The sequence below is a fragment of the Microbacterium sp. SORGH_AS_0969 genome (assembly GCF_030818255.1).
Lineage (GTDB): Bacteria > Actinomycetota > Actinomycetes > Actinomycetales > Microbacteriaceae > Microbacterium.
Window position 1 is genome coordinate 1591334 of record NZ_JAUTAG010000001.1, and the last position, 24611, is coordinate 1615944.

Sequence of the window (24611 nt, forward strand, 5' to 3'; positions counted from 1 at the left end):
GCGCGATGCAGTCTCGGCGAGCTGGCGGGGGTGCGGGCGCGGGCGCGGGCGCGTCAGAAGACGATCGTGTGGTTGCCGTGGCGGATGACGCGGTCTTCCGCGTGCCACAGCACCGCGCGCGACAGCACCTGGCGCTCCACGTCGGCTCCTCGGCGCGCGAGCTCGGCGGCGGAGTCGGCGTGCGTGACGCGCACGGTGTCCTGCTCGATGATCGGACCCTCGTCGAGGTCGCTCGTCACGTAGTGCGAGGTGGCGCCGATGAGCTTGACCCCGCGCTCCTTGGCCTTCTTGTACGGCTCGGCACCGATGAAGGCCGGGAGGAACGAGTGATGGATGTTGATCACCGGCACCCCGATCTTCTCGAGGAAGTCGGCGGAGAGGATCTGCATGTAGCGCGCGAGCACGACGAAGTCGACGTTGCCGACCAACAGCTCGAGAATGCGAGCCTCGGATGCCGACTTGTCGGGGCCGGGCGTGGAGGGCACGTGGAAGAACGGGACGCCGAACGAGCGCACGTCTTCCGCCGCCGTGGTGTGGTTCGACACGACCATGGGGATGCTGACGGGCAGATCGCCGCGGCGGTGACGCCACAGCAGGTCGAGCAGGCAGTGGTCCTGCTTCGACGCCAGGATCGCCATGCGCTTCGGCGTGGAGAGGTCGGTGAGCGTCCACTCCAGCTCGAAGCCGTCGCCGAGGGTCTCGGCGAGGTCTGCCTCGATCTCGGGGAAGGCGGCGGCGAGGTTCGGACGGAAGAAGACGACGCGCTGGAAGTACGCGCCCCCGCGCGGGTCGTCGGAGTACTGGTCGAAGGCGACGATGTTGCCGCCCTGGCGGGCGATGAGCGCCGACACCGCGGCGATGATGCCGGGGGTGTCGCTGCCGTGGACGATGAGGCACGCGTGATCGGGCTGCAGGTGGGGGCTCGCGGAGACCATCGGACCATTCTGCCGTGCCCCGGTGACGTCGGCGGACACGCGGTGCGTCGGTTCGGGGCGTTGTCCGTGGTCCGGGGGCCACGGCCCTTGCTCCGACCGGGCTGCCACGGCACCCCGCAGCGCAGTGATCAGAGCCGGACCACGATCTTGCGCGCCGAGACGCCCGCTCGCTGCCGGTCGAGGGCGTCCTGGATGGCCGTGAGTCCCGTGCCGACGACCATCGGCTCGGGGAGCGCGCGCAGGCGCCCGTCGGCCAGGAGCTGGGGCAGCACCTCGGCCCAGAGCCGCGGCCCGAGGTCGTCGTCGCGCAGGCTGCTTCCCCAGACGAAAGCGGCCCGGATGCCACGGCGTCGCGCGCGGAGCATCGATCGCACGGTCGCCAGCCCGATGCGCGAGAAGACCGGGATCATCGCCGGGAACAGGCGGCGACGGCCGACGAGGCCGGCGAGCGAGTACGGGGTGCTGGCGAGGGCCAGTCGCGTGCCGCCGGTGCGCCCGAGGATGTCGATGCACGCGTTCGCCGATCCGGCGCCGAGCGCGACCGCGCCGACGACGGGGCGCGAACCGATCGCGGCGACGAGGTCGTCGACGGCCGTCCGAGAGCCGTGGTCGGCGACGGCGTCGGCTCCGAGCGATCGCACGAGGTCGGCATTGCGCGGCGAAGCAGTGCTGACGACGTCGTAGCCGGCAGCGCGGGCCAGTTGGATGGCGTTCATCCCGACGCTGGTCGAACCGCCCCAGACGACCACGACACCCGCCGCGTCCTTCGCGGCCTCGGTCGAGGGGAGAGGGAGCCCGAGGTGCGCGGGCTGGAACAGCGCGCAGGCCGCGGTCGAGATGCCCAGCGGGAAGACGGCGGCCTCCTCGTCGGAGAGGGACGCCGGTGTCGCCGCCGTCAGGCGCTCGCTCAGCACGGTGGCATCCTGGAACGCGCCCTCGCGGAGCGGATCGCGCCCGCGGTCGGTGCCGGTGGCGAGGCCGAAGACCCGTTCTCCGACCTGGAAACGCGAGACATCGGCGCCGACGGCGAGGACTTCCCCCGCGACGTCGGAGCCGAGGACGGCGGGGGTGCGAAGCCACCGATACGTGACCTGACTGGTTCCCTGGATCACCCAGTCGACGGGATTGATCGCGACAGCCCGCACCCGGACGAGGACCTCGTCGGGGGCGGGCGTCGGGGTGGGCAGGGTCGTCACGGTCAGGCGAGCGCGGGGTGCCGGCATGATCGCCGCAGCGTGGGTGGACATCGGGGCCTTTCCGCAGTGATGACACGAAGTGTCTTCACTATAGACCTGATGACACCAAGTGACATCACCTATGCTCGAGACATGGCGAGATGGGCTCCGGACACCAGGGAGAGGCTCCGCGTCGCCGCACTGGAGCTCTTCGAGGAGCGGGGCTTCGGCGTGACGACCGTTCCCGACATCGTCGAGCGCGCCGGAGTGACGCGGCGGACCTTCTTCCGCCATTTCAGCGACAAGCGCGAGGTGTTCTTCGGCGACGACGAGATCCCGGGCCTGGCGACGGCGATGTTGGCCGCCGCTCCGGCCGGGGTGGCCCCGTTCTCGATCGCCTGGACGGGGCTGCGTGCGCTCGCCGCAGAGAGGTTCGAGCCGCGGCGCGACCAGATGGCGGCATCGCGTCGCATCATCGAGGCCGAGCCTGCCCTCCGTGAACGCGATCTGCAGAAGCAGGCCGACCTGCGCGAGGCGATCCGCGCGGGGTGCGCCGCGCGCGGCGCCGATCCGCTCACGTCCCGCGTCGTGGCGGGTCTCACCGTCGACCTGTTGCAGACCGCTCTCGAGCGCTGGCTTGAGGATGAGAACCGGATGCCGTTGACCCGCCACCTCGAAGAGGTCCGACAGCGCATGTCCGACGTGCTCGGCGACCTCCCCTCCTGACCGCTTCGGCGGCGCCGTGTCGCGACGTGGCCACCGCAGCGCCACCCCACGACCGGATGTCGGTGCGCGCGGATAGCCTGGAACCGTGACCGAATCCCTGCGCCTCGACCGCCCCGGGTGGCGCACGTGGCTGCTGTGGGGGATCGGTCTGCTCGCCTACGTCGTGTCGATCGTGAACCGCACCTCGCTGTCGGCGGTGGGGGTCGACGCGGCGACCCGTTTCCACGCCGACGCGTCGGCGCTGTCGATGTTCGCCGTCATCCAGCTCTTCGTCTACGGCGCGATGCAGATCCCGGCCGGCCTCCTCCTCGATCGCTTCGGCGCCCGCCCGATCATCGCGATCGGCATGCTGCTGATGGCGGCCGGCCAGCTCGTCATGGCGTTCGCCGATGCGGTGGGGATCGGCATCCTGGCCCGCGTACTCATCGGCGCGGGCGACGCGGCAATCTTCCCCAGCGTGCTGCGCGTGATCGCGACGTGGTTCCCGGCCCAACGGGCGCCGCTACTGGTGCAGCTCACCGGGATCATCGGGCAGTTCGGGCAGATCATCGCCGTCGTGCCCCTCGCCGCGCTGCTGCACGCCACGAGCTGGAGTGTCGCGTTCGGCAGCGTCGCCGGGCTCGGCGTGCTGTTCGGCGTGCTGACCTACCTGATCATCCGCAACCGCCCTCCCGAACGGCGCTCCGATCCGGTCGACACGTCCGTCGACACGCAGACGGGCGCGATCCGCGTCGTGAAGTCCTCCGCCGACCTGCGTCAGGGGTTCCGCGAGTCGTGGGCGCACCCGGGCACGCGCCTCGGCTTCTGGTCGCACTTCGCCACGCCGTTCGCGGGCACCGCGTTCATGCTGCTGTGGGGCTTCCCCTTCCTCACCGCGGGTGAGGGGCTCGCGCCGGCCACCGCGTCGCTCATCATGACGACGCTCGTGTTCTTCGGCATCCTGTGCGGACCGGTGATCGGCGCGCTGTCGAGCCGCCACCCGACGCGGCGCTCGCGCTGGCTCGTCCTGCCCACGGTGGTGTTCCAGGCCGCGGTGTGGATCGTCGTCATCGGCTGGCCGGGGCCCGCACCGGTGTGGCTGCTGATCGTGCTGATGTTCGCGCTGTCGACCGGCGGTCCCGCGTCGATGATCGCGTTCGATCACGCCCGCACGTTCACCCCGAGCCACCGGCTCAGCACCGCGACGGGCATCGTGAACGGCGGCGGGTTCCTCGCGGCGCTCCTCGCGATCCTCTTCATCGGTATCGCGATGGACGTGCAGGGCGCCGGGACCCCCGACACCTACTCTCTGGATGCCTTCCGCTGGGCGTTCCTCATGCAGGTACCGCTCTGGCTCGTGGGCGGGATCGCGATCGCCGTCGAGCGCGGGCGCACCATCCGCCACGTGGGCGGGATCGACAAGCTGCCCCGCTGACGGCTCACGCGCCGCCGGTCAGCCGACCCCACAGCTCGCCGATGAGCGGAGCGACGTCGGAGGCCCGCTCCGCCGATCCGGATGCCACGGCGACGAGCGGGAACACCGTCACGGCCAGCGCGACGAGAACGGCGAGCACCACCCACACGATCGCGACGACCATGCGACGGCGGGTGAGCGCGAGAAGAAGGAGTCCCGCCGTGACCACGGCGCCGATCAGCGTCACGAGGGTCACGGTCAGCGCCGGGAAGGGGACGAGGCCCGCGGTCGATGCGGTGGTTCCGGCGAGGAACCCGACCAGCGGCAGGAAGAGCCCCAGCGCGATCAGGACGACGATCCCCGCGCCGATCGCCGTCGCGACGAAGACGCCCCGCGGTCGGCGGGCGGTGGTGATGCGTCCGGCTCTCATCGTCTCGTCCTTTCGTCGAGTCCGCGCGGTGCGGCGTCACAGGGAGGACGAGTCGACCCGGCCTTTCGTCACGCGGCGGGGTGATCGGGCTCTCCAGGCCCCGGTGCGGCATCCCTTGTCCCACTTATGGCCGGTTGAGGCGCCCTGAGGTGGCGAAATCTGGGACACGAACCGTCAGAAGGGGGACGAGGGTGAGCGGCGCAGCGCCGTCGCCGGATGCCAGACTCGGGGCATGAGCGAGATCGACATCCGTCCCCTCGAGACGGTCGAGGGCATCCACGAGGCGTCGCGCGTGTTCGACGCGGTGTGGGTCGGAGACCGGGCGACGATGCCGGCGAACATCCTGCGGGCGCTCGAGCACTCCGGCAACTACGTCGTCGGGCTCTTCGACGGGGAGCGCATGATCGGCGCCTCCGCGGCCTTCTTCGGCCCTCCCGCCGAGCGGTCGATGCACTCGCACATCACCGGCGTGCTCCCCGGCTACCAGGGCCGCGGTCTCGGCCGACAGCTGAAGAACCACCAGCGCGAGTGGGCGCTGGGGCGGGGGATCGGGCACATCACCTGGACTTTCGACCCGCTCATCGCGCGTAACGCGCACTTCAACCTCGCCGTGCTCGGCACGCGCGTGACCGACTACCTCGTCAACCAGTACGGCGAGATGCCCGACGACGTGAACCGCGGGGACGAGTCCGATCGCCTCATGGTGTCGTGGGCTCTCGCCGAACCGCCCGCCCCGACCCCGGCGGATGACACCGTCCGTGCGGTCGTCGAGGTCCCCGACGACATCGAGGCCCTTCGCCGCACCGACCCGGCGGCGGCCGCCGAGTGGCGTGTGCGCCTTCGAGACGAACTGCGGGGGCAGCTGGCATCCGGTCTCCGCATCGGCGGAGTGGACGGGCGCGGGTACCTGCTTGTCTCGCGCTGAGCTGCTCGTGTGTGGGATCTTTCCCACACACGCTGTTGTGGCTTTTATCCCACAATTTCTGTTGCGGGTTTTATCCCACTCGACGTAGAGTGGGATAAAACCCACATGGCAGGGGTCATCATGCGCGTCGCGCGTTCCGCCGATCTCGGTGCACTCGTCGCAGAGCGCCGCGCGCAACAGGGGCTGTCGCAGGAGCAGCTCGCAAAGAACGCGGGCGTGACGCGCGACTGGCTCGTGCGCTTCGAGAGGGGGAAGCCCTCCGTCACCCTGCACCGGGTGTTCTGGGTGCTCGATGCGCTCGGCCTGGCCCTCGAGGTGCACGATGACGAGTGAGCTGCACGCCTATCTCGACGGGGTGCGTGTGGGTGCCTTCACTCAATCCCGCGCGGGGGCGCTCGGCTTCGAGTACGACGACGACTACCGACGCTCGCGAGGGGCGACGCCGATGTCGCTGTCGATGCCTCTCGCCCGGCAGATGCACAAGAACGCCCCCGCCCGTGCATACCTGAGAGGCCTGCTGCCGGACAGCGCCGGCCGACTCAGGGAACTCGCGAGCGAGTACCACGTGTCCGAGAACAACCCGTTCGCGCTCCTGTCTCACATCGGTCGTGACGCGGCCGGCGCGGTGCAGCTCCTCCCGCAGGGCGAAGACAGCGATGACGCCGCCACGCGCACCGGTCGACTGCAGGTGCACTCCGACGAGGACTTCGCCGGCCTCATCCGAGACCTCATCGCCAACGCCGCCACGTGGGGCGTTCGGCGAGCGGGGCGATGGTCGCTCCCCGGCGCACAGCCGAAGACAGCGCTGTTCCGCACGGCGGAAGGGCAGTGGGCCACCCCTTTGGACTCGACCCCGACGACGCACATCATCAAGCCCGCTGTCCCCCCGTACTCCGAGCACCACATCGTGGAGTACATGACGATGGCGGCGGCGCGTCACCTGGGTCTCGTCGTCGCCGAGAGCGAGATGGCCACCACCACCGCGGGCGACAACGTCTTCATCTCCCGCCGATACGACCGTGCCTTCACCGGCGAACGCTGGGCGCGATTGCACCAAGAAGATCTGTGTCAGGCGCTGGCCGTCGAGCCCGATAAGAAGTACCAGAGCGACGGCGGCCCCGGCGTCGGCAAGATCGCGGATCTATTCCGCGGCCTCCCCAGCGGAAGCGACCGTCAAGACAACAGTCGAAGGTTCTTCGACGCTCTTGCCTTCAACCTTGCGGCCGTCGGCACCGACGCGCATGCGAAGAACTACTCGCTCCTGCTGGATGGCTCGCGCGCGACCCTCGCCCCCCTCTATGACCTCGGCACGCACGCGCCCTATCCGACGCCCGAGGGTCAGCCGATAAAACTGGCGATGTCGCTGGACGGTGAGTACGTGGTCGACCGCGTCGGCGAGAATGCCCTCCAGCTGGCCGGTCGTCGGCTGGGGCTCGACCCCGATGAGGCGCTCCTGCGGGCGCGCGAGATCCTGCGTGGCATCGTGTGGGCATTCGACCAGGCCGCCGTCGACGCGATCCGCGTCCTGGGCGACGTTCCGACCATCGCTCGAGTCCGGGATGCCATCGCGGACAACGCGCGGTCGCGCGGATGGGTGGAGCCGACCACCGACATCCCGCTCAGCGACTGAGTCAGGAGTCCGAGACCGGCTCGTCCTTCTCGGCGGCCGGGTCGCCCTGGCCCGGACCCGGGCGGACGGCGGCGTCGTCGCGCACGTCGATGCGGGTGACGCCGTCGTGCTCGGTGACGTCGAAGCGCGGGGCCGCGTCTTCTTCGGTGGCCTTCGGGGCGCTCGTCAGCTGGTCGTGACGGTTCTCTTCGAAGCTCTTGTCGTCGCTCATCGCTCTCACTTCTCTCCGGCCGAACGCCAGGCGTCCGAATCCATGTGCGAGCCCGCCTGCGGGCCCATCTGCAGCATCCCGCCGTCGACGACCCAGCTCGCGCCCGTGACGTACGAGCCCGAGGGAGACGCCAGGAAGCGGATCACGTCGGCGATCTCCTCGGGCTTGCCCGGGCGTCCGAGCGGGATACCGGGACGGTGGGTGCGTTCGGCATCCTCCGCCGACATGTCGTTGATGGGGGTCGCGATCTCTCCCGGGGCGACGGCGTTGGCGGTGATGCCGTACTGCCCGAGCTCGAGGGCCATCGTCTTGATGAGGCCGCCGACACCGTGCTTCGCCGCGACGTAGGGGGCCGAGCCGACGCGCGGCTGGTGCTCGTGCACGCTCGACACGACGATGAGCCGGCCGCCCGTGCGCGCCTCCACCATGCGGCGTGCGGCCGTGTGCAGGGCGAGGAACGCGCCGTCGAGGTTGAGCGAGATGTCGGTGCGCCACGTGTCGAAGTCGAGGTCGAGGAACGAGCCCCCGATGCCGCCGCCGGCGTTGTTGACGAAGACGTCGAGGCCGCCGAGCTCGTCGGCCATGGCGTTCACGGCATCCGGGACCGAATCGAAATCGGTCGCATCGAACTGGGCGACGATCGCGCGCGATCCGCGCGCGCGCACGGCGGCGGCGGTCTCTTCCGCGCCGTCCTTGTCGGAGTGGTAGGTGACGGCGACGTCGATCCCGGCGTCGGCGAGGGCGAGGGCGGTGGCCGCGCCGATGCCCGAGTCGGAGCCGGTGACGATCGCGTGGCGGGGGGTGAAGTCGTCGCTCATGCGCCCGACCGTACGCGCGCGGGGCCGCGCGGTCGTCGGCCTTGCCAGGCGCGGGCGCGGGCGTTACGGTCGCGTCTCCCGGCGGGGCCACCCCGGCGTATCCACTCGCGTCGCGGCCCGCTTTCCGGCACGGGCGCGAGCGAAACTCCTGAACAATCGGCGCAGGCAGGTCGTACGTCCCCCGACAGGCGGCCCGAGCGCCGATCTCTCAGGAGTTTCGCTCGCCGCGCCCGCGCCCGCGCCCGCGCCAACGGCTCGCCGCGCCCGCGCCACCGGCTCGCCGCAGCCGCGCCCCCGGTCCGCGCGGCCGCGCGGTTAGCCTGCCGTCATGCCCCTCACCCGCCCCGCCTCGCCCGTGACCCTGGATGCCGTGGAGCTCCGCGTCCTGCACCTGCCCCTCGTGTCGCCGTTCACGACGTCGTTCGGCACCGAGACCGTGCGCGAGGTGATCGTCGTCACGGCGGAGACGTCGGACGGCGTGGGGTGGGGAGAGGTCGTGACGATGGCCGAGCCGCTGTACTCGAGCGAGTACACGGCCAGCGCGTGGGATGTGCTGAGCCGCTATCTCGCGCCGGCCCTGCTCGAGCGCCGGACGCTCGCGCCCGAGGAGGTCCCCGGCATCCTGCAGCCTTTCGTCGGGCATCGCATGGCCAAGGCGGGCCTCGAGCTCGCGGTGATCGACGCCGCGCTGCGCGCCGAGGGGCGGAGCCTCGGCCAGTACCTCGGGGCCGAGAAGACCCGCGTGCCCGCGGGAGTCTCGGTCGGCATCCAGAGCGATCCCGCCGAGCTGGTCGACGTCGTGGGCGGATACCTCGACGAGGGGTACGTCCGCATCAAGATCAAGATCAAGCCCGGGCGCGACATCGCCGACACCGCCGCCGTCCGCGGGACCTTCGCCGATATCCCGTTGCAGGTCGACGCCAACTCGGCGTACACGCTTCAGGATGCCGACACCCTCGCCGAACTGGACCGCTTCGACCTCCTGCTCATCGAGCAGCCGCTGCAGGAAGACGACCTCGTCGACCACGCGCAGCTCGCGAAGAAGCTGCGGACGCCCGTGTGCCTCGACGAGTCGATCGTCTCGGCGAAGGCGGCCGCCGACGCCCTGACGCTCGGGTCCGCGGCGATCGTCAACATCAAGGCGGGTCGCGTGGGCGGCTACCTCGAGGCCGTGGCGGTGCACGACCTGTGCCGCGCGGCCGGGATCCCCGTGTGGTGCGGCGGCATGCTCGAGACGGGGATCGGCCGCGCGGCCAACGCCGCTCTCGCCGCCCTGCCCGGCTTCACGCTGCCGGGCGACATCTCGGCATCCGCCCGCTTCTACACGCGCGACATCGTCACCGAACCCGCCGTGATCGAGGACGGGCACGTTCGCGTGCCCACCGGACCCGGCCTCGGCGTCGAGATCGACCGGACTGCTCTCGACGCCGTGACCGTGCGACGCGAGCGCCTCACGCGCTGAACCGCCGCACGGACCCGGCGCACGGACCCGGCGCACGGACCCGGCGGCGATGGGCCGCTTCGGTAAACTGGGGGTCCGCGTCATCCGCGGCATCCCACAGCTTTCCCGACCATTGGAGCCACCGTGGCCGAACAGTCCCGCCTCGACAAGGTCATCGCCCTCGCCCGCCACCGCGGGTTCGTGTTCCAGGCCGGTGAGATCTACGGCGGTTCGCGCTCGGCGTGGGACTACGGCCCCCTCGGCACCGAGCTGAAAGAGAACATCCGTCGCCAGTGGTGGCAGACGTTCGTCCGCGGGCGCGGCGACATGGTGGGCCTCGACTCGAGCATCATCCTGCCCAAGCGGGTGTGGGAGGCGTCCGGCCACGTCGCGACCTTCACCGACCCGCTGGTGGAGTGCCTGCACTGCCACAAGCGCTTCCGCGCCGACAACCTCATCGAGGACTTCGAGGCCCGCAAGGGCCGTAAGGCCGAGAACGGCCTCGCCGACGTCCCGTGCCCGAACTGCGGCACGAAGGGCCAGTACACCGAGCCGAAGTCGTTCTCGGGCCTGGTCAAGACCTACCTCGGCGTCGTCGACGACGAGTCGGGCCTGTACTTCCTGCGTCCCGAGACCGCGCAGGGCATCTTCGTGAACTTCTCGAACGTGCTCACGGCATCCCGTCGCAAGCCCCCGTTCGGCGTCGGCCAGGTCGGCAAGGCGTTCCGCAACGAGATCACGCCCGGAAACTTCATCTTCCGCACGCGCGAGTTCGAGCAGATGGAGATCGAGTACTTCACGCCTCCGGCCGAGGCGCACGAGTGGTTCGAGCACTGGGTCGAGGCGTGCTGGAACTGGTTCATCGACCTCGGAATCGACCCCGAGAACATGAAGCGTTTCGACGTCCCCGAGGACGATCGCGCGCACTACTCCGCCGGCACGATCGACGTCGAGTACCGCTTCGGCTTCCCGGGCAAGGAGTGGGGCGAGCTCATGGGCGTCGCCAACCGCACCGACTACGACCTCAAGAGCCACTCCGAGGCGTCGGGCCAGTCGCTCACGTTCTTCGACCAGGCGTCGGGCGAGAAGTACACCCCGTACGTCATCGAGCCGTCGTTCGGTCTGACCCGCGCGATGATGGCGTTCCTCGTCGACTCCTACCGCGAAGAAGAGGTTCCGAACGCCAAGGGCGGCACCGACACCCGCACGGTGCTGAAGCTCGACCCGCGCCTCGCTCCCGTCAAGGTCGCCGTGCTGCCGCTCTCGCGCAACGAGCGTCTGTCGCCGCTGGCCCGCGAGGTCGCCGACACGCTGCGCGCGGCCGGGTGGAACATCGACTTCGACGACGCCGGTGCCATCGGCCGTCGCTATCGCCGTCAGGACGAGATCGGCACCCCGTACTGCGTCACCGTCGACTTCGACTCGCTCGACGACAACGCCGTGACCGTGCGCGACCGCGACACGATGGGCCAGGAGCGCATCGGCCTCGACGCGCTCCACGGCTACCTCGCCGAACGGCTGCGCGGAGCCTGAGCCGGTTATGACGGGCTCCGAGGACTTCGTCGAGATCATCCGGGCGGCCGTCGAGGCCGACCCCGGAAACATCGGTCTGCGCGTCGATCTCATCGAGCTGCTGCTGCAGGACCACCTCGACGAGGCGGCCGCGCAGATCGATCGTGTCGCCGAGCAGGGCGCGAACACGGCCACCGTGAACGTGCTGCGGGCGCGGTTGATGGCGGCGCGTCTGCGCGCGGGCCAGACTCCGGATGCCACCTCCGCGGCTTCAGCGACCGACGAGGCCGCGGTGCCCCCGGCTCCGGCCGGCCCCGCCAGCCCGGCACCGCCCTTCGTGCCACCCGCCCCGGAAACGCCGCCTTCGGCCGCGGCGGTCCCTCCGCGCGCGTCACCCGCACCGCCCGCCCCGGCCGACACCACCGCGAGCGACCCGCCCCTGCTCGGGGTCTCGGCCGATGAGGTCGAGAAGCCGGTGTGGGACGTCGAACGGCCGGCCGTGACCCTCGCCGACGTCGCGGGGCTCGACGAGGTCAAGCAGCACCTCAACGGCGCCTTCCTCCTTCCGATGCGCAACCCCGAGATGGCGCGCATGTTCGGCAAGGCCGCGCGCGGAAGCCTCTTGATGTACGGCCCGCCGGGCTGCGGCAAGACGTTCATCGCGCGGGCGATCGCGGGCGAGCTCGAGGCGAACTTCGTGCACGCGACCCTCGCCGACCTCGTGCGCCCGCACTTCGGCGAGACCGAGCAGGCGATCCACTCCCTCTTCGAGGCGGCGCGCAAGGCACGGCCGTGCGTGGTCTTCATCGACGAGTTCGACGCGATCGGCGGGCGACGGACGTCCGGCGGGTCGTCGTCCCAGTACCTGCGGATGTTCGCCAGCCAGTTGCTCGAAGAGTTCGACGGGGTGGATGCCGACAACGACGGGATCTACATCCTCGCCGCCACCAACCGCCCGTGGGATGTCGACCCGGCGCTCCGGCGTCCGGGACGCCTCGATCGCACGGTACTCGTGCTTCCGCCCGACGAGCCCGCGCGCGTCGCGATCATCGAGAACACCCTGCGGGACAAGCCCGTCGCCGCGGTCGACGCGCGCGAGGTGGCGCGACGCACCGCCGAGTTCTCGGGTGCCGACATCGCCTATGTCGTCCACCAGGCGATCGAGGCCGCATTCACCGAGTCGGTGGCATCCGGGGTCCCGCGCATGATCGGCACCGCCGATCTCGAGAGGGCGGCGGCGCGGGTCGTGCCCTCCACGCGCGAATGGTTCGAGCAGATCAAGCCCGTGCTCGAATACGGGGTCGACGACGGCACGTTCGGTCAGCTGCGGGCCTACCTCAAGCGCCACCGCCTCTGACATGGCATCCGACCCGATCGTCGAGGCGCGGCGGTATCTCCTCCTCGATGAACCGGAGAGGGCGCAACGGGTGCTCGAGCGCGTGCTCGCGGAGCAGCCCGACCACGGCCCGGCCCTGGCGCTGATGGCCTATGCCCGCCTCCAGACGGCTGCGCTCGACCTCGCCGAGCGCGACGCGCGTCTCGCGTTCGCGCACGCGGAGCTGAGACCGGATGCCGCCGCCCTGCTCGCCCGCATCACCATGACCCGCGACCCCGTCGAGGCGACGGGATGGGCCAGTGAGGCCGTCCGACTCGATCCCGCTCGCAGCGAGTTCCGCATCGTTCTCGCGAGGATCCTGCGCGAGCGTCGGCTCTTCGAACCCGCACGGGTCGAGGCGGAAGCGGCGCTCGCGAACGCCGCATCCGACGATGAGCGGACCGACGCCCTCATCACGGCCTCGTCGATCGCCGTCGTCCAGGCTCCGCGACGCGCGGAGGCGCTGCGCCTCGCCGAGGAAGCGGCCCGAATCAATCCGACCGATCCGCGGGTCGGGCAGATGCTCGCCGCCGCGCAGGTCGTCAACGGGCAGCGTGCCGCGGCGATCCGGACGGCGCGTCGGGTGCTGAGTGAGAACCCGCTCGCACGCACTCCGCCGTATCTCGCGCAGGTGGCCACGGCTCTGATGGTGCGCCAGCTGATCGGTCTCATCACGATCGTGACGGCGCTCGTGCCGTTCTTCACCTTCGCGATGTTCGCGCAGGCGCTCGGCGCGTCGACAGGCTCCCGCCTCGGGGCGGCAGTGGGGCTGGTCTGCACCGTCGTGATCGGCGTCGGGACCCTGAATCCCCTGCGCGATCGCGCGGTGGTGCGGGCGATGTGGCTGTTCGCGCGCCAGCGGGCGATCGAGGTCGTGTCGGTCGTCACCGTCGCGGTGATCGCGGTGGGCTACCTCGTCGTCGCGTTGACGGGGTTCTTCCCGCTCATCGCCGTGCTGCCCTTCCTCTCGGTCGCGGTCTGGACCGTGCACGAGGTGAAGCTCACGCAGCTGCGTCCGCCCGCGTCGTAAGGGCCGAGGGCATTTCAGCCGCCCCGCCCCGGGCGAGACCGCGGGCCGTGCCGCCCGACGCCGACAGACGCCCGCGAGCGCCCCTGACAGCGCCGTGTCAGCGCCCCCGCCGCCGTGACAGGAGCGCGACAGCGCGCCCGGCGCATCCTGTCGTCATGACCACTTCATCCACCCGCTCTCCCGCGGTCCGAGCCGAAGGGCTCGTCAAGACGTTCGGCTCCAACCGGGCCGTCGACGGCGTCGATCTCGTCGTCGAAGCCGGCACGGTCTACGGCGTGCTCGGCCCCAACGGCGCCGGCAAGACCACCACCATCAGCATGCTCACGACGCTGCTGCGCCCCGACGGCGGCCGCGCCGAGATCTTCGGCCACGACGTCGCCCGCGAACCGCACGTCGTGCGCCAGCTCATCGGCCTCACCGGGCAGTTCGCCTCGGTCGACGAGAAGCTCTCGGCCACCGAGAACCTCATGATCTTCGGGCGTCTCCTCGGCCTCTCCCGCGCCGACGCCCGGCGCAAGGCCGCGGAGCTGCTCGAGGAGTTCGGCCTCACCGAGGCGGCATCCCGGCCCCCTCGCGAAGTTCTCCGGCGGTATGCGTCGCCGGCTCGACCTCGCGGCATCCCTCATCGCCCAGCCGCCGCTCATCTTCCTCGACGAACCGACCACGGGCCTGGATCCCCGCACCCGCGGACAGATGTGGGACACGATCCGCCGGCTCGTGGCATCCGGATCCACCGTCGTGCTCACCACGCAGTACCTCGACGAGGCCGACCAGCTCGCCGACCGGATCGCGGTGATCGACCGCGGACGCGTCGTCGCCGAGGGCACGGCGCTCGAGCTCAAGGCCTCGGTCGGGCAGGCGTCGCTCGTGCTCCGCCTGCAGCCGGGTTCCGACCTCGAGACCGCCCGGGCCACGGTCGGACGGGTCCTGGATGCCACGGCCATCGTCTCTCCGGAGGCGGCGCGCCTCACGGTGCCGATGTCCGACCCCGATCAGGTCACCGACCTGCTGGTGGCCTTCCGAGAGGAGGGTGTGCACCTGAGCGAGTTCAGCGTGCAGCAGCCGACCCTCGACGAGGTCTTCCTCACCCTCACCGGCACCGGTGTGCCCACCGACGACCGCCCGGCGCACGAGAACGCCGACGCCCTGGAAGGAGTCCGCTCATGAGCGCCCTCACCCTCGAACGCGACCTGCCGCGCACCGCGAGCCTCGCGCAGACCGTCCAGAACACCCTCACCATGGCGGGCCGCGGTCTGTTGAAGATCCGGCGGACGCCCGAGCAGCTCATCGACGTGACGCTGCAGCCGATCCTGTTCACCCTGATGTTCACGTACATCTTCGGCGGCGCGATCGCGGGCGATGTGCAGAACTACCTGCCGATCATCATCCCCGGCATCCTCGTGCAGACGGTCATCACGACCTCGGTCGTGACCGGGACGCAGCTGCGCGAAGACATGGACAAGGGCGTGTTCGATCGATTCCGCTCCCTCCCGATCGCGCGCATCGCGCCGCTGTCGGGGGCGCTGCTGGCCGACACGGTCCGCTACGCGATCGCGACGACGCTGACGTTCGCGATGGGCTTCGTCATGGGCTTCCGTCCCGAGGGGGGCCTGTGGGCCGTCGTCGCGGCGGGACTGCTCGTCATCGCGTGCTCGTGGGCGATCAGCTGGATCTTCGCGTTCTTCGGGGTCATCGCCCGCAGCGCATCGAGCGTGCAGGGCATCTCGATGATCATCCTGTTCCCCCTGACGTTCCTGTCCAACGCGTTCGTCCCCGCGGACACGATGCCCTCGTGGCTGCAGTGGTTCGTCAACGTCAACCCCGTGTCGCACCTCGTGACCGCGGTCCGCGACCTGGTCAACAGCGGCACGGTCGGCTCCGACGCACTCATCTCGCTCGTCGGTGCGGCGGTGATCGTGGCGGTGTTCGCCCCGCTCACGGTGCGCGCCTACATGCGCAAGGCCTAGCCGACCGGGCTTCAGTCGAGCAGGGCCGCGAGGGCCTCGGCATCCACGTCCGACAGGGGCGTCCGGATGCCGGGGCCCTCCGTCGTGGGAGCCTCGGGCAGTTCGGCCAGGCGTTCCCGCGTCCACACGAAGAAGGGGTCGCGGACATCGGCGGCACCGCGCACGGCGGCGGCGCGGGCGAGGGCTTCTTCGGCGCGGGAGCGACGCCCGGTCGCGGCGTTCCACCCGGCGATCGCGAGCAGGACCGTCGCGACGATCGGGAAGTCCCGTGACCGGGCCGCGCAATCGAGCGCTGAGCGGAGCGCGTCGCGGGCCTCGTCGTGCCGGCCGAGCAGCAGCAGCGCCTGCGCGCGTTGCGCGTCGCGCCACGCGACGACCTGATCCGGGAATCCCGGCTCGAGAGCGATGCGCTCCACTGATCTCAGCGCCTCGGCGCCGTCCCCGGCGGCGACCGCGACGGACGAGCGGGTCATGGCCGCCTGCGCGAGAGCGCGTACCGAGCCGTCGGCGCCCGCGAGGAGCTCGATCTCCTCCGCGCGGGCGCGCGCCTCGTCGTCCCGGCCGAGGCGGAGCAGGATGCCGACGGCCTGAGCGCGCTGCTGCAGGAAGTCCGAGACCGACGTGAGCCCGCGGATCGCGTCGCTCGAGCGGTCGGTGACGAGGAGCGCCTCGTCGAGGCGGCCCTCGAGGATGAGCCACTCCGCGCGCAGCTGGCTCGCGAAGCCGGTGCCCCACGGGTCGCCGATCTCGGTGAACATCTCGAGCGCGCGGCCGCTTTCGACACCGAGCGTGACGGCGTCCCCGGCGTTCTGCGCGGCCCCGGCGTGCAGCGTGTGCAGGATCGCCCGCGACCACGGCGGGGCGGCGTGCAGCTCGGCGTCGGTCACGTCGACGTGCCAGGTGCGGGCGGCATCGCCGTCTCCCGCGGCGAGCACCGAGCCCGCGAGGCGCAGCAGCGGCGGGATCAGCGCCGTGACCTCCGAGGGGTGTCGGTGAGCGGCTTCCTCGAGCTCGAGGCGGCGGGCCAGGAAGACCTCGGGCGACAGGCCGGTCGTGCCGCCGGGTTCGGGGAAGGTGGCCGAGAACAGCGCGACCGCCTCGACCACGATGGTCGGTTCGTCGTCGAGAGGGGTCGTGGGGTCGGCGACCTCGGCGACCGCGCGCCGCAGGTCGTCGCTGCGCTCGCGGATCGCCCAGGGCCAGAGCAGGCTGCGCAGCAGTCGCGCGCCCGCGCGACGGTCTCCTGCCCGGGCAAGGGCGCGGAGCGCCGCGGTGAGGTTCTCGTCGTTCGCGTCGAACCAGGCGAGGGCAGCCGGGAGCCCCGGCCCGCGCACGTCCTGCTCCCACTGCGCGGCGAGAACCGTGAGCACGTCGGCGGCGGCGCGGCGGTACCGCTCCTCCTCGCCGTCGGTGCGCAGACGGTCGAGCCCGTACTCGCGCACCGTCTCGAGCATGCGGAAGCGCCCCTCGCGCCGGGTGAGGAGCGAGCGGTCGATCAGGGCGTCGAGAGTGTCGGCATCCACTCCGAAGGCCGTGGCGACGGCGCGGGCGTCCGAGGCGCCGATGCCGTCGGGGAAGACGGCCGCGGCGCGCAGGGCGACCCGCTCGGGGTCGGTGAGGGTGTCCCAGCTCCAGTCGATGAGCGCCCGCAGGGTGCGGTGTCGCTCCGAGCTCAGCCGCGGCCCTCGCGAGAGGAGCGCGAACCGGTCGTCGAGGCCCGCGTCGATCTCGGCGAGGGTGAGGGTGCGCGAGCGCGCGGCGGCGAGCTCGATGGCCAGGGGGAGCCCGTCGAGGCGGCGCACGATCCGGGCGGCGGCCTCGTGCTCGTCCGGCGTCGGTTCGCTCCCGCGCGCGGATCGCACGCGGCGGGCGAACAGGGCGTCCGCGTCGGCGGGGGGTAGAGGACCGAGGTCGACGAAGGCTTCGCCCGGGATGCCGAGAGGTTCTCGGCTCGTCGCGAGAATGCGCACACCGCTGCTCATGCCGAGGAGGGTCAGAGCGGCGTCGGCGGCCTCGCGCGAGACGTGCTCGCAGTTGTCGAGCACGAGGACGACGTCACGTCCCGCGACGGCTTCGGCGACGCGCTCGGCCGAGGTCGCCGGGGGGCCAGTCGTTTCGCGGACGCGCACGCCGCGGCCGACGGCGCCGGCGATCGCGGTCCACACCTCGCCGGGGGCGGCGGGGGCGAGCTCGACGACGATCGCGTCGGCGAGGGCGCGGGCGGTCTCGACGGCGAGGGTGGTCTTGCCCGCACCTCCCGGTCCGAGGATCGTGACGAGACGGTCGGTGGCCAGGCGCGAGCGGATGGCGTCGAGCTCGTCGGCCCGGCCGATCAGCGTCGTCACTGAGGCGGGAACGGCGGGGATGACGACGGGTGCGGGAGATGCGGCGGCGAGACGCTCGGCGTGGGCGCGGTCCTCCAGAAGGTCCCGGACGAGCCAGTCGAATCCCTCGCCCGGGGTCCAGACGTCACCGGTCCAGAGCGCCAGCGCTTCGCGGGCGCGGGCCGCGTCGCCGGTGGCGCGGGCCTCGGCCACCAGGTCCTGGAAGAGCGTGATGTCGACGTCGCGGCGGTCCACGTCGAGGCGGTAGCCGCCGGGCGTGGACGACACCGATCCCGCGGGGAGCGCGCGGCGCAGGCGCGACACGAGCGACTGCAGGGCCGCCCGGGGGTCGTCGGGGACGTCGAGGGGCCAGAGGTCTTCGGCCAGGGCGCGGGCGCTCACGGTGGTGCCGGCATCCACCGCGAGGCGGAGGAGCAGCGACTGCTGGCCGCGCCCGGGCACGACGGCATCCCCGTCATCCGTGGCGACGCTCAACCCGCCGAAGAACCGCACCCGCACGGATTCACTCTAGGTGGCTGGCCGTTCCCGTCCGACGGGCGCCCGTGCCCTCGCAGATTCGGAGACCGTCACCGGATTCGGAAGAATCGCGGCATCCGGTCCGAATCCGATGCATCCGTCCGAATCCGGCGCGCCTCGCCTACCGCCCGGCGGTGCTCGCGCGCTCGACCAGCCGGGGGAGCCTCACCTGCACGCGGTCGCTCGGGGGATCGGCATCCTGGATCGCGGCGAACAGCTCGAGGCAGGCCGCACCGACCGCGCGGGCCTCGAGGTCGAAAGAGGTCACCGTGGGGCTCAGGAGCGCGTGCATCGGCTCGTCGACGTACGCGGCGAGCAGGAGGTCGGTGCCGACCCGTCTCCCGGCGCGGTGGGCGGCTTCGAGGGCGGGGGCGGCCGATCCGCTCGGGCCCACGATGAGGGCGTCGACATGCTCCGTCGCCAGGATGTCGCCCACGGCCGCGTCGACTTCCTCGGCGGTGGGGATGAAGCCGATGGCGCGTGAGATCGGGATGCCGCCGCGCTCGGCGATCCACGTCTCGTAGGTCGCGGTGAGCTCGCGACTCCACGCGGTTCCCGCGGCGGGGAGCATTGCGGCGATCCGCCCGGCGCCCCGGTCGGTCAGATGGTCGAGGAGTCCGCGGAGGGCGGTCTCATGGTCGTAGACCACGCTCCCCGCGACGCGCCCCTCTCCGCCGACGAGGTGCTCGGCGCTGATCACCGGGCGGCCGGTGTCGAGGATCGCCCGGACGCCGGCATCGTCCGTCGTTCCGTCGACCACCACGTACCCGTCAACGAACGCCGTCGGCGGGGTGTCGTCGTCGGCCTCGCGATGCGGGAGCAGGATCACCGAGAGCCCGCGTCGGTCGGCGGCGTCGACCACCCCGAAGGCGAACTCCGTGTAATACGGCAGGCGCGTCGCGCCCGGCGGGAGGAGCAGCCCGATCGCGCCGTATCGGGCGGTGCGGAGGCTGCGCGCGGGCGCGTTGACCACGTAGCCCAGCGCGCGGGCGGCGGCGAGTACGCGCTCCCGCGTCTCGGGGGAGACGCCGGCCTTGTCGCGGAGCGCGAACGACGCGGCGGCGATCGAGACGCCGGCGGCGGCGGCCACGTCGTGCAGCGTCGGTTTGCGGGGCGTCACACGGCCCGACAGTACCCGACGCCGAATCGACTCTTGCGCCGACGCCAACTTAAACGTTTAATGTCCCTGAAACACCACGAGCTCCTGGGCTGAAACACCGGGCCCGTAGCCTCGGGCTCGAGCAGGGCGATCGACGACGATCCACCCCGCCGCCCCCCGCACGCCGACCCCGACTCCGACCGAAAGAGATGGCCCGCCGATGAGCTGGCGCATGCCGAGCGAGACCGCCCCGCAGACCCGTACCTGGATGGCCTTCCCCGCCGAGGGGCCCACGCTCGGCGAGACCGACGCCGAACGCGAGGCCGGTTACGCGGCGTGGACCGCGGTCGCCCACGCCGTCGCCGAGTTCGAACCCGTCACGATGGTCGTCGATCCCGCGGAGGTCGCCCGCGCACGACGCATGCTGTCGTCCGAGATCGAGATCCTCGAGGCGCCGGTCGACGAGTTCTGGATGCGCGACGCCGGGCCCTCCTTCGTCCTCGATCCCGAACGCCCCGGCGTGCTGGGGGCGGTCGCGTGGACGTTCAACGGCTGGGGCGACCACTGGTGGAGCGAGTGGCGCAAGTCCGCCGGCCTCGGACGCCTCGTCGCCGAAGCGGCGGGCGCCGAGCTCGTGTCGTCTCTCCTCGTGAACGAGGGGGGCGGCATCCACGTCGACGGCGAGGGCACGGTCTTCCTCACCGAGACCGTGCAGCTCGACCCGCGCCGGAACCCCTACGCCGACCGCGCGCGCGTCGAGGCCGAGATGCTCCGCACGATCGGAGCGACGCACGCGGTCTGGCTGCCGCGCGGACTGACGCGCGACTACGAGGACTTCGGCACGAGCGGGCACGTCGATATCGTGGCGACGATGCCCTCACCCGGAGTCGTGCTCCTGCACGACCAGCGCAACCCCGCGCACCCCGACCACACCGTCTCCGCCGAGCTCCGTGCGTTCTTCGCGGAGCAGACGGATGCCGCCGGCCGCCCGTTCGACATCGTCGATCTGCCCGCGCCCGCCACGATCCGCGACGCCGACGGCGACACCGACTGGAGCTACGTCAACCACCTCGTCGTCAACGGCGGCGTGATCGCCTGCGGCTTCGACGAGCCCGAGGCCGACGCCCGGGCGCGCGGCATCCTCGAGGAGGCGTACCCGGGGCGCCGGGTGGTCACGGTCGACGCCCGCGAACTGTACGCCCGGGGCGGCGGCATCCACTGCATCACCCAGCAGCAGCCGGAGGTGACCGCGTGATCGAGGTCACCGAAGCGACCATCGCCCAGCTCGCCGCCGCGCTCGCCGCGGGCGAGACCACCGCGGTCGAGCTCGTCGACGCGCACCTCGCGCGCATCGCCGCGTACGACGGGCCGGACTCCGAGACGAGGCTGAACTCGGTCGTCGTGCTCAACCCCGACGCCCGGGCCGAGGCCGAGGCCTCTGATGCGCGCCGCGCCGCGGGGCAGACGCGCGGGCCGCTCGACGGCATCCCGTACACCGCGAAGGACAGCTATCTCGTGCGCGGTCTCACCGCGGCATCCGGAAGCCCCGCCTTCGCCGACCTCGTGGCGCAGAGCGACGCGTTCACCATCGAGCGGCTGCGGGATGCGGGAGCCATCTGCCTCGGGCGCACGAACATGCCCCCGATGGCCAACGGCGGCATGCAGCGGGGGCTCTACGGGCGAGCCGAGAGCCCGTACGACGCCGACTACCTCACCTCGGCCTTCGCCTCGGGATCATCGAACGGTTCCGGCACGGCGACGGCCGCGTCGTTCGGCGTCTTCGGTCTCGGCGAGGAGACGTGGTCGAGCGGGCGGGCCCCGGCATCCTGCAACGGACTCTGCGCGTACACCCCGTCGCGCGGCGTGATCTCGGTGCGCGGCAACTGGCCGCTGGTGCCGACCATGGACGTCGTCGTGCCGCATACGCGGTCAATGGCCGACCTGCTCGCGGTGCTCGACGTCGTCGTCGCCGACGATCCCGACACGCGCGGGGACTTCTGGCGCGCACAGCCGTGGGTGCCGCTGCCGGCTGCGTCCGAGGTCCGGCCGGAGTCGTACGCCGCACTCGCGGCCGACGCCTCGCTGGTCGGCAAGCGGATCGGCATCCCGCGCCTCTTTCTCGGCACGGATCCGCTCGTGGGCACCGGCCCGAAGGGCGTGGGCGGGCCGACGGGGGAGCGCATCGAGCCGCGACCGTCGGTGCTCCCCCTGTGGGAGGCCGCGCGCGCCGACCTCGAGGCCGCGGGGGCGATCGTCGTCGAGACCGACTTCCCGCTGCTGAGCAACTACGAGGGCGATCGTCCCGGGGCACCGACGATCGCGACCCGCGGTCTGGTGTCGCCGGAGTTCCTCCACCGCGAGATCGTCGACTTGTCGGCGTGGGCGTGGGACGACTTCCTCCGCGCGAACGGACACCCCGGCCTCGCGGTCGTCGACGGGGCGGAGATCTTCCCGCACCCCGAGGGGGCGCTGCCCGACCGGTACACGGGCTTCGACGACGACATCGCGCTGTACCCCGCGCATGTTCGCGAGCACCCGGTGAAGGCGTTCACCGAGATCCCCGAGTTGGCTGAGGGTGTGCGAGGTCTGGAAGAGACGCGGCGTCAGGATCTGGAGGAGTGGATGGATGCCGAGGGCCTCGACGCCCTGGTCTTCCCGACGCAGACCGACGTGGCGCCCGCCGACGCCGACGTGAACCCCGCTTCGGCGGACATCGCGTGGCGCAACGGCGTCTGGGTCTCGACGGGGAACCTCGCGATCCGCCACTGCGGGGTGCCGACGGTGACGGTACCGATGGGGGTGATGGCCGACATCGGGATGCCGGTGGGGTTGACGTTCGCCGGTCGGGCCTACGACGACACGTCATTGCTGCGATTGGGTGCGGCTTTCGAGGCGCTGCGTCCGCGGCGGGTGGTGCCGCCGCGGACGCCGGCGCTGGGGGGCGAAAGCGGGTGACTTTGCGCCTCGCGGCAGATGAATCTCACTAGACCCCCCTTGATTGCGGAGTAAGGGGGGGTCTTTCCTACTCTAGTGAGAGCGCAGAAGACGCGGGTTGTGCTGCAACACCTGAGAAGCATCGGCTGGGTCTACCTGCGGGATGGACGGGGAAGTCACGAGCTGTGGGGGTTACCCGACGGTTCGCAGAAGGCGGTTGTTCCCGCGGGTCACCGCGAGGTTTCGGCCGGTGTGCTCCGGATGTTGGAGAAGGCGGGAGCGACGCTCCCCGACTCATGGAAGTGACGGGAGGAAGCATGGTTCGCAGGTTCGATGTCACCGTGGAGCGCGAAGGGCGCTGGTGGGTGTTCGAGATCCCCGAGCTCGGAACCGGTGGCCAGGCCGCTTCGCTCCGTGAGGTCGAGAGCGAAGCTCAGGGTGTGGCGGCGATGTGGCTCGACGTTCCGCTCACCGATGTTTCTGTCACGGTCACCGTCCACGGTGCGGAAGATCTTCTGGACGAATGGGCAGCAGCCGGTCGGGAAGAGGCCGAGGCGCGACGTGCCCAGGCTCGCGCGGCCGAACGCCGACGGGCCGTCATCGCGCAACTTCGTGCGCAGAGGTACTCCGCCCCAGACGTGGGGCGTGTACTGGGCATCAGCCCGCAACGCGTTCATCAGATCGAGAAGCGCAAGGCCTCCTGAGTCGGCGCGTCGCAGGGTGCGTGGAATGCCCCGTCGGTGACCTCGCCTTATCCCTCCGTCCTCCTCGTATCAGCACGTTCCGTCGACGAACGTGACCACCGTCGAGTTGCTCTTGTCGATCTCGCCGCGAGCCGACGGGACACCCGTCGCGACGGTGTTCGTGCCCTTGCGCAGGGTGCCGGAGGCGTCGAGCGTGAGGAGCGTGCCCACGGCCGTGCTGTCGGCCGGGACCGCGGCATCCACACTCCCTGCGGGGAAGGCGGAACCCGTGTCGGTCCACATCCGACGGTGCATGCCGGTCCCGTCGACCCAGGTCACACTGGTGTAGTTGCCGCTGTCGAGCTCGGCGAACACCGAGGTGACGCCGGTGGCGACGGACGTCGTGACCCTGCGCAGCACGGCGTCGGGGCCGAGCGTGAGGAGCGTGCCGACGGCGATGCTGCCCGCCGGAACGCTCGCATCGACGTTCGATGCCGGGGAGGGGCCCGTGCCCGTCCAAAGGCGTCGATGCATGCCGGTCGCGTCGGTCCAGGTGAGGGTCAGCGCATTGTTCTTGTCGAGCTCGGCGAAGGCGGACGAGACCCCGGTCGCAATGGTCGTGACGTCTTTCCGGAGCGTGCCGCCCGAGTCGATCGTGATCAACGTGCCGACGACGACGCTGTACGCGGGGACGGTGACGTCCACGCTCGCCGCGGGGTACGCCGCGCCGACGTCCGTCCACATACGGCGATGAAGGCCTGACGCGTCGACCCACGTCACCGAGAGGTAGTTGCTCTTCTCCAGCTCGGCGAACGCCGACGTGACGCCGCTGGCGATCGTCGAGGTCCCGCGCCGGAGCACGCCGCTCGGGTCGAGGGTCACGAGCGTGCCGACGGCGCGGCTCCCGGTGGGGACCGTGGCATCCGTGCTTCCGGACGATGAGGCGGCACCGGTGTCGATCCACGTGCGGCGGTGCAGACCCTGCGTGGCGGTGCTCGTCGGCGAGGTGAGGGTGGCGGCGGCCGTGGCATCCGGGGCCGTCGCCGTCAGCGTGCCTGTCGTTCCTCCTGCCTGGACGCGGATGCGCGGGAGCGTGACACGACCGGCCGCGTCGGAGACACCGGTGAACGTGCTCGACCCGTTGGCGAAGTGATAGCCGGTGGAGGTCGTGGCGGTCACGCTCTTGCCGGGCCCGGCGACTCCGTCGACTGTGACCGTGACGGACGCCCCGACGATGTCGGTGCACACCGTGCCGCTATAGGAGGTCTGGTCGAAGGTGAGGGTCGTGGTCGTGGACGCGGATGCCATGGGCGCGAGCGTTGCGGCGGCGATGGCGGGGATCGTCCATGCGGCGCCGGCCAGGACGGAGCGACGATCGACGTCGGGAGGGAGGAGCGGTGACGGATCCGCGGGCGTGATCATGGCGGGGCCTTTCATCGGGCAGCGGGAACCGCTGATTGTCGCGC

21 protein-coding genes and 1 pseudogene are annotated in these 24611 nt (G+C 71.3%); 14 read left to right on the forward strand and 8 right to left on the reverse strand.

Annotated features, from left to right (window positions below; translation table 11 throughout):
* Positions 1-53: 53 nt before the first annotated feature.
* On the reverse strand, positions 54-935 hold the full coding sequence (gene purU, locus QE388_RS07425; RefSeq protein WP_307384442.1) for a formyltetrahydrofolate deformylase: 882 nt from the start codon (positions 933-935) through the stop codon (positions 54-56).
* A gap of 128 nt (positions 936-1063) precedes the next feature.
* The gene (locus QE388_RS07430) at positions 1064-2182 is read right to left on the reverse strand and encodes a zinc-binding alcohol dehydrogenase family protein (RefSeq protein ID WP_307384445.1); all 1119 of its coding nucleotides are present in this window, start codon (positions 2180-2182) and stop codon (positions 1064-1066) included.
* Positions 2183-2263: 81 nt separating this feature from the next.
* Here QE388_RS07430 and QE388_RS07435 point away from each other — a divergent pair, with 81 nt between their 5' ends.
* Complete coding sequence (locus QE388_RS07435) at positions 2264-2836, forward strand: TetR family transcriptional regulator (protein WP_275796634.1); 573 nt, start codon at positions 2264-2266, stop codon at positions 2834-2836.
* 85 nt (positions 2837-2921) lie between these two features.
* Positions 2922-4250, forward strand: coding sequence for a nitrate/nitrite transporter (locus tag QE388_RS07440; RefSeq protein WP_307384448.1), 1329 nt, complete (start codon positions 2922-2924; stop codon positions 4248-4250).
* Positions 4251-4254: 4 nt separating this feature from the next.
* Here QE388_RS07440 and QE388_RS07445 read toward each other — a convergent pair whose 3' ends face one another.
* Positions 4255-4659, reverse strand: coding sequence for an MFS transporter permease (locus QE388_RS07445; RefSeq protein WP_275796630.1), 405 nt, complete (start codon positions 4657-4659; stop codon positions 4255-4257).
* Positions 4660-4891: 232 nt separating this feature from the next.
* On the opposite strand from QE388_RS07445, the gene QE388_RS07450 reads away from it, so the two are divergent.
* The 3 genes from QE388_RS07450 to QE388_RS07460 all read left to right on the forward strand — a co-directional run bounded on the left by QE388_RS07450 (position 4892) and on the right by QE388_RS07460 (position 7214).
* Positions 4892-5584: a GNAT family N-acetyltransferase gene (locus QE388_RS07450; RefSeq protein WP_307384453.1), complete on the forward strand. Its 693-nt coding sequence runs from the start codon at positions 4892-4894 to the stop codon at positions 5582-5584.
* 105 nt (positions 5585-5689) lie between these two features.
* Positions 5690-5917: a helix-turn-helix domain-containing protein gene (locus QE388_RS07455; protein ID WP_307384457.1), complete on the forward strand. Its 228-nt coding sequence runs from the start codon at positions 5690-5692 to the stop codon at positions 5915-5917.
* The gene (locus QE388_RS07460) at positions 5907-7214 is read left to right on the forward strand and encodes a HipA domain-containing protein (RefSeq protein WP_275801389.1); all 1308 of its coding nucleotides are present in this window, start codon (positions 5907-5909) and stop codon (positions 7212-7214) included. Before QE388_RS07455 ends, QE388_RS07460 begins: the two co-directional genes overlap by 11 nt.
* 1 nt (position 7215) lies before the next feature.
* Here QE388_RS07460 and QE388_RS07465 read toward each other — a convergent pair whose 3' ends face one another.
* Together QE388_RS07465 and QE388_RS07470 are read right to left on the reverse strand one after the other, a co-directional pair.
* Complete coding sequence (locus tag QE388_RS07465) at positions 7216-7425, reverse strand: multidrug transporter (RefSeq protein WP_275801390.1); 210 nt, start codon at positions 7423-7425, stop codon at positions 7216-7218.
* A 5-nt stretch (positions 7426-7430) separates the two neighbouring features.
* The gene (locus QE388_RS07470; protein ID WP_307384460.1) at positions 7431-8243 is read right to left on the reverse strand and encodes an SDR family oxidoreductase; all 813 of its coding nucleotides are present in this window, start codon (positions 8241-8243) and stop codon (positions 7431-7433) included.
* 328 nt (positions 8244-8571) lie between these two features.
* Here QE388_RS07470 and menC point away from each other — a divergent pair, with 328 nt between their 5' ends.
* From menC to QE388_RS07500, 6 genes and pseudogenes are all read left to right on the forward strand, one after another.
* Positions 8572-9705, forward strand: coding sequence for an o-succinylbenzoate synthase (gene menC, locus QE388_RS07475; RefSeq protein ID WP_307384461.1), 1134 nt, complete (start codon positions 8572-8574; stop codon positions 9703-9705).
* Between the two features lie 123 nt (positions 9706-9828).
* Positions 9829-11217 (forward strand): glycine--tRNA ligase, encoded by a 1389-nt coding sequence (locus QE388_RS07480; protein WP_307384464.1) that lies wholly within the window; start codon positions 9829-9831, stop codon positions 11215-11217.
* A gap of 7 nt (positions 11218-11224) precedes the next feature.
* Positions 11225-12553 carry an AAA family ATPase gene (locus tag QE388_RS07485; protein ID WP_307384466.1) on the forward strand — a complete coding sequence of 443 codons (1329 nt, stop codon included), beginning with the start codon at positions 11225-11227 and terminating at the stop codon, positions 12551-12553.
* A 1-nt stretch (position 12554) separates the two neighbouring features.
* Positions 12555-13601 (forward strand): lipopolysaccharide assembly protein LapB, encoded by a 1047-nt coding sequence (locus QE388_RS07490; RefSeq protein ID WP_307384469.1) that lies wholly within the window; start codon positions 12555-12557, stop codon positions 13599-13601.
* A gap of 155 nt (positions 13602-13756) precedes the next feature.
* Positions 13757-14768: pseudogene (locus QE388_RS07495) on the forward strand (ATP-binding cassette domain-containing protein).
* Positions 14765-15568 carry an ABC transporter permease gene (locus QE388_RS07500; RefSeq protein WP_275801485.1) on the forward strand — a complete coding sequence of 268 codons (804 nt, stop codon included), beginning with the start codon at positions 14765-14767 and terminating at the stop codon, positions 15566-15568. Before QE388_RS07495 ends, QE388_RS07500 begins: the two are co-directional and overlap by 4 nt.
* A gap of 11 nt (positions 15569-15579) precedes the next feature.
* On the opposite strand, the gene QE388_RS07505 is transcribed toward QE388_RS07500, so the two are convergent.
* Both QE388_RS07505 and QE388_RS07510 read right to left on the reverse strand, forming a co-directional pair.
* Positions 15580-18411 (reverse strand): AAA family ATPase, encoded by a 2832-nt coding sequence (locus QE388_RS07505; RefSeq protein ID WP_307384472.1) that lies wholly within the window; start codon positions 18409-18411, stop codon positions 15580-15582.
* Between the two features lie 139 nt (positions 18412-18550).
* Positions 18551-19549 (reverse strand): LacI family DNA-binding transcriptional regulator, encoded by a 999-nt coding sequence (locus QE388_RS07510; RefSeq protein ID WP_307384476.1) that lies wholly within the window; start codon positions 19547-19549, stop codon positions 18551-18553.
* A 199-nt stretch (positions 19550-19748) separates the two neighbouring features.
* On the opposite strand from QE388_RS07510, the gene QE388_RS07515 reads away from it, so the two are divergent.
* The 3 genes from QE388_RS07515 (at position 19749) to QE388_RS07525 (ending at position 23166) form a co-directional block, all read left to right on the forward strand.
* Positions 19749-20783, forward strand: coding sequence for an agmatine/peptidylarginine deiminase (locus QE388_RS07515; protein ID WP_307384479.1), 1035 nt, complete (start codon positions 19749-19751; stop codon positions 20781-20783).
* Positions 20780-22483, forward strand: a complete 1704-nt coding sequence (locus tag QE388_RS07520; RefSeq protein ID WP_307384482.1) for an amidase — start codon at positions 20780-20782, stop codon at positions 22481-22483. Before QE388_RS07515 ends, QE388_RS07520 begins: the two co-directional genes overlap by 4 nt.
* A 296-nt stretch (positions 22484-22779) precedes the next feature.
* Positions 22780-23166 carry a helix-turn-helix domain-containing protein gene (locus QE388_RS07525; protein ID WP_275800835.1) on the forward strand — a complete coding sequence of 129 codons (387 nt, stop codon included), beginning with the start codon at positions 22780-22782 and terminating at the stop codon, positions 23164-23166.
* Positions 23167-23235: 69 nt separating this feature from the next.
* Here the strand turns inward: QE388_RS07525 and QE388_RS07530 are convergent, their stop codons facing one another.
* Positions 23236-24567, reverse strand: a complete 1332-nt coding sequence (locus tag QE388_RS07530; protein WP_307384485.1) for a hypothetical protein — start codon at positions 24565-24567, stop codon at positions 23236-23238.
* Positions 24568-24611 lie beyond the last annotated feature (44 nt).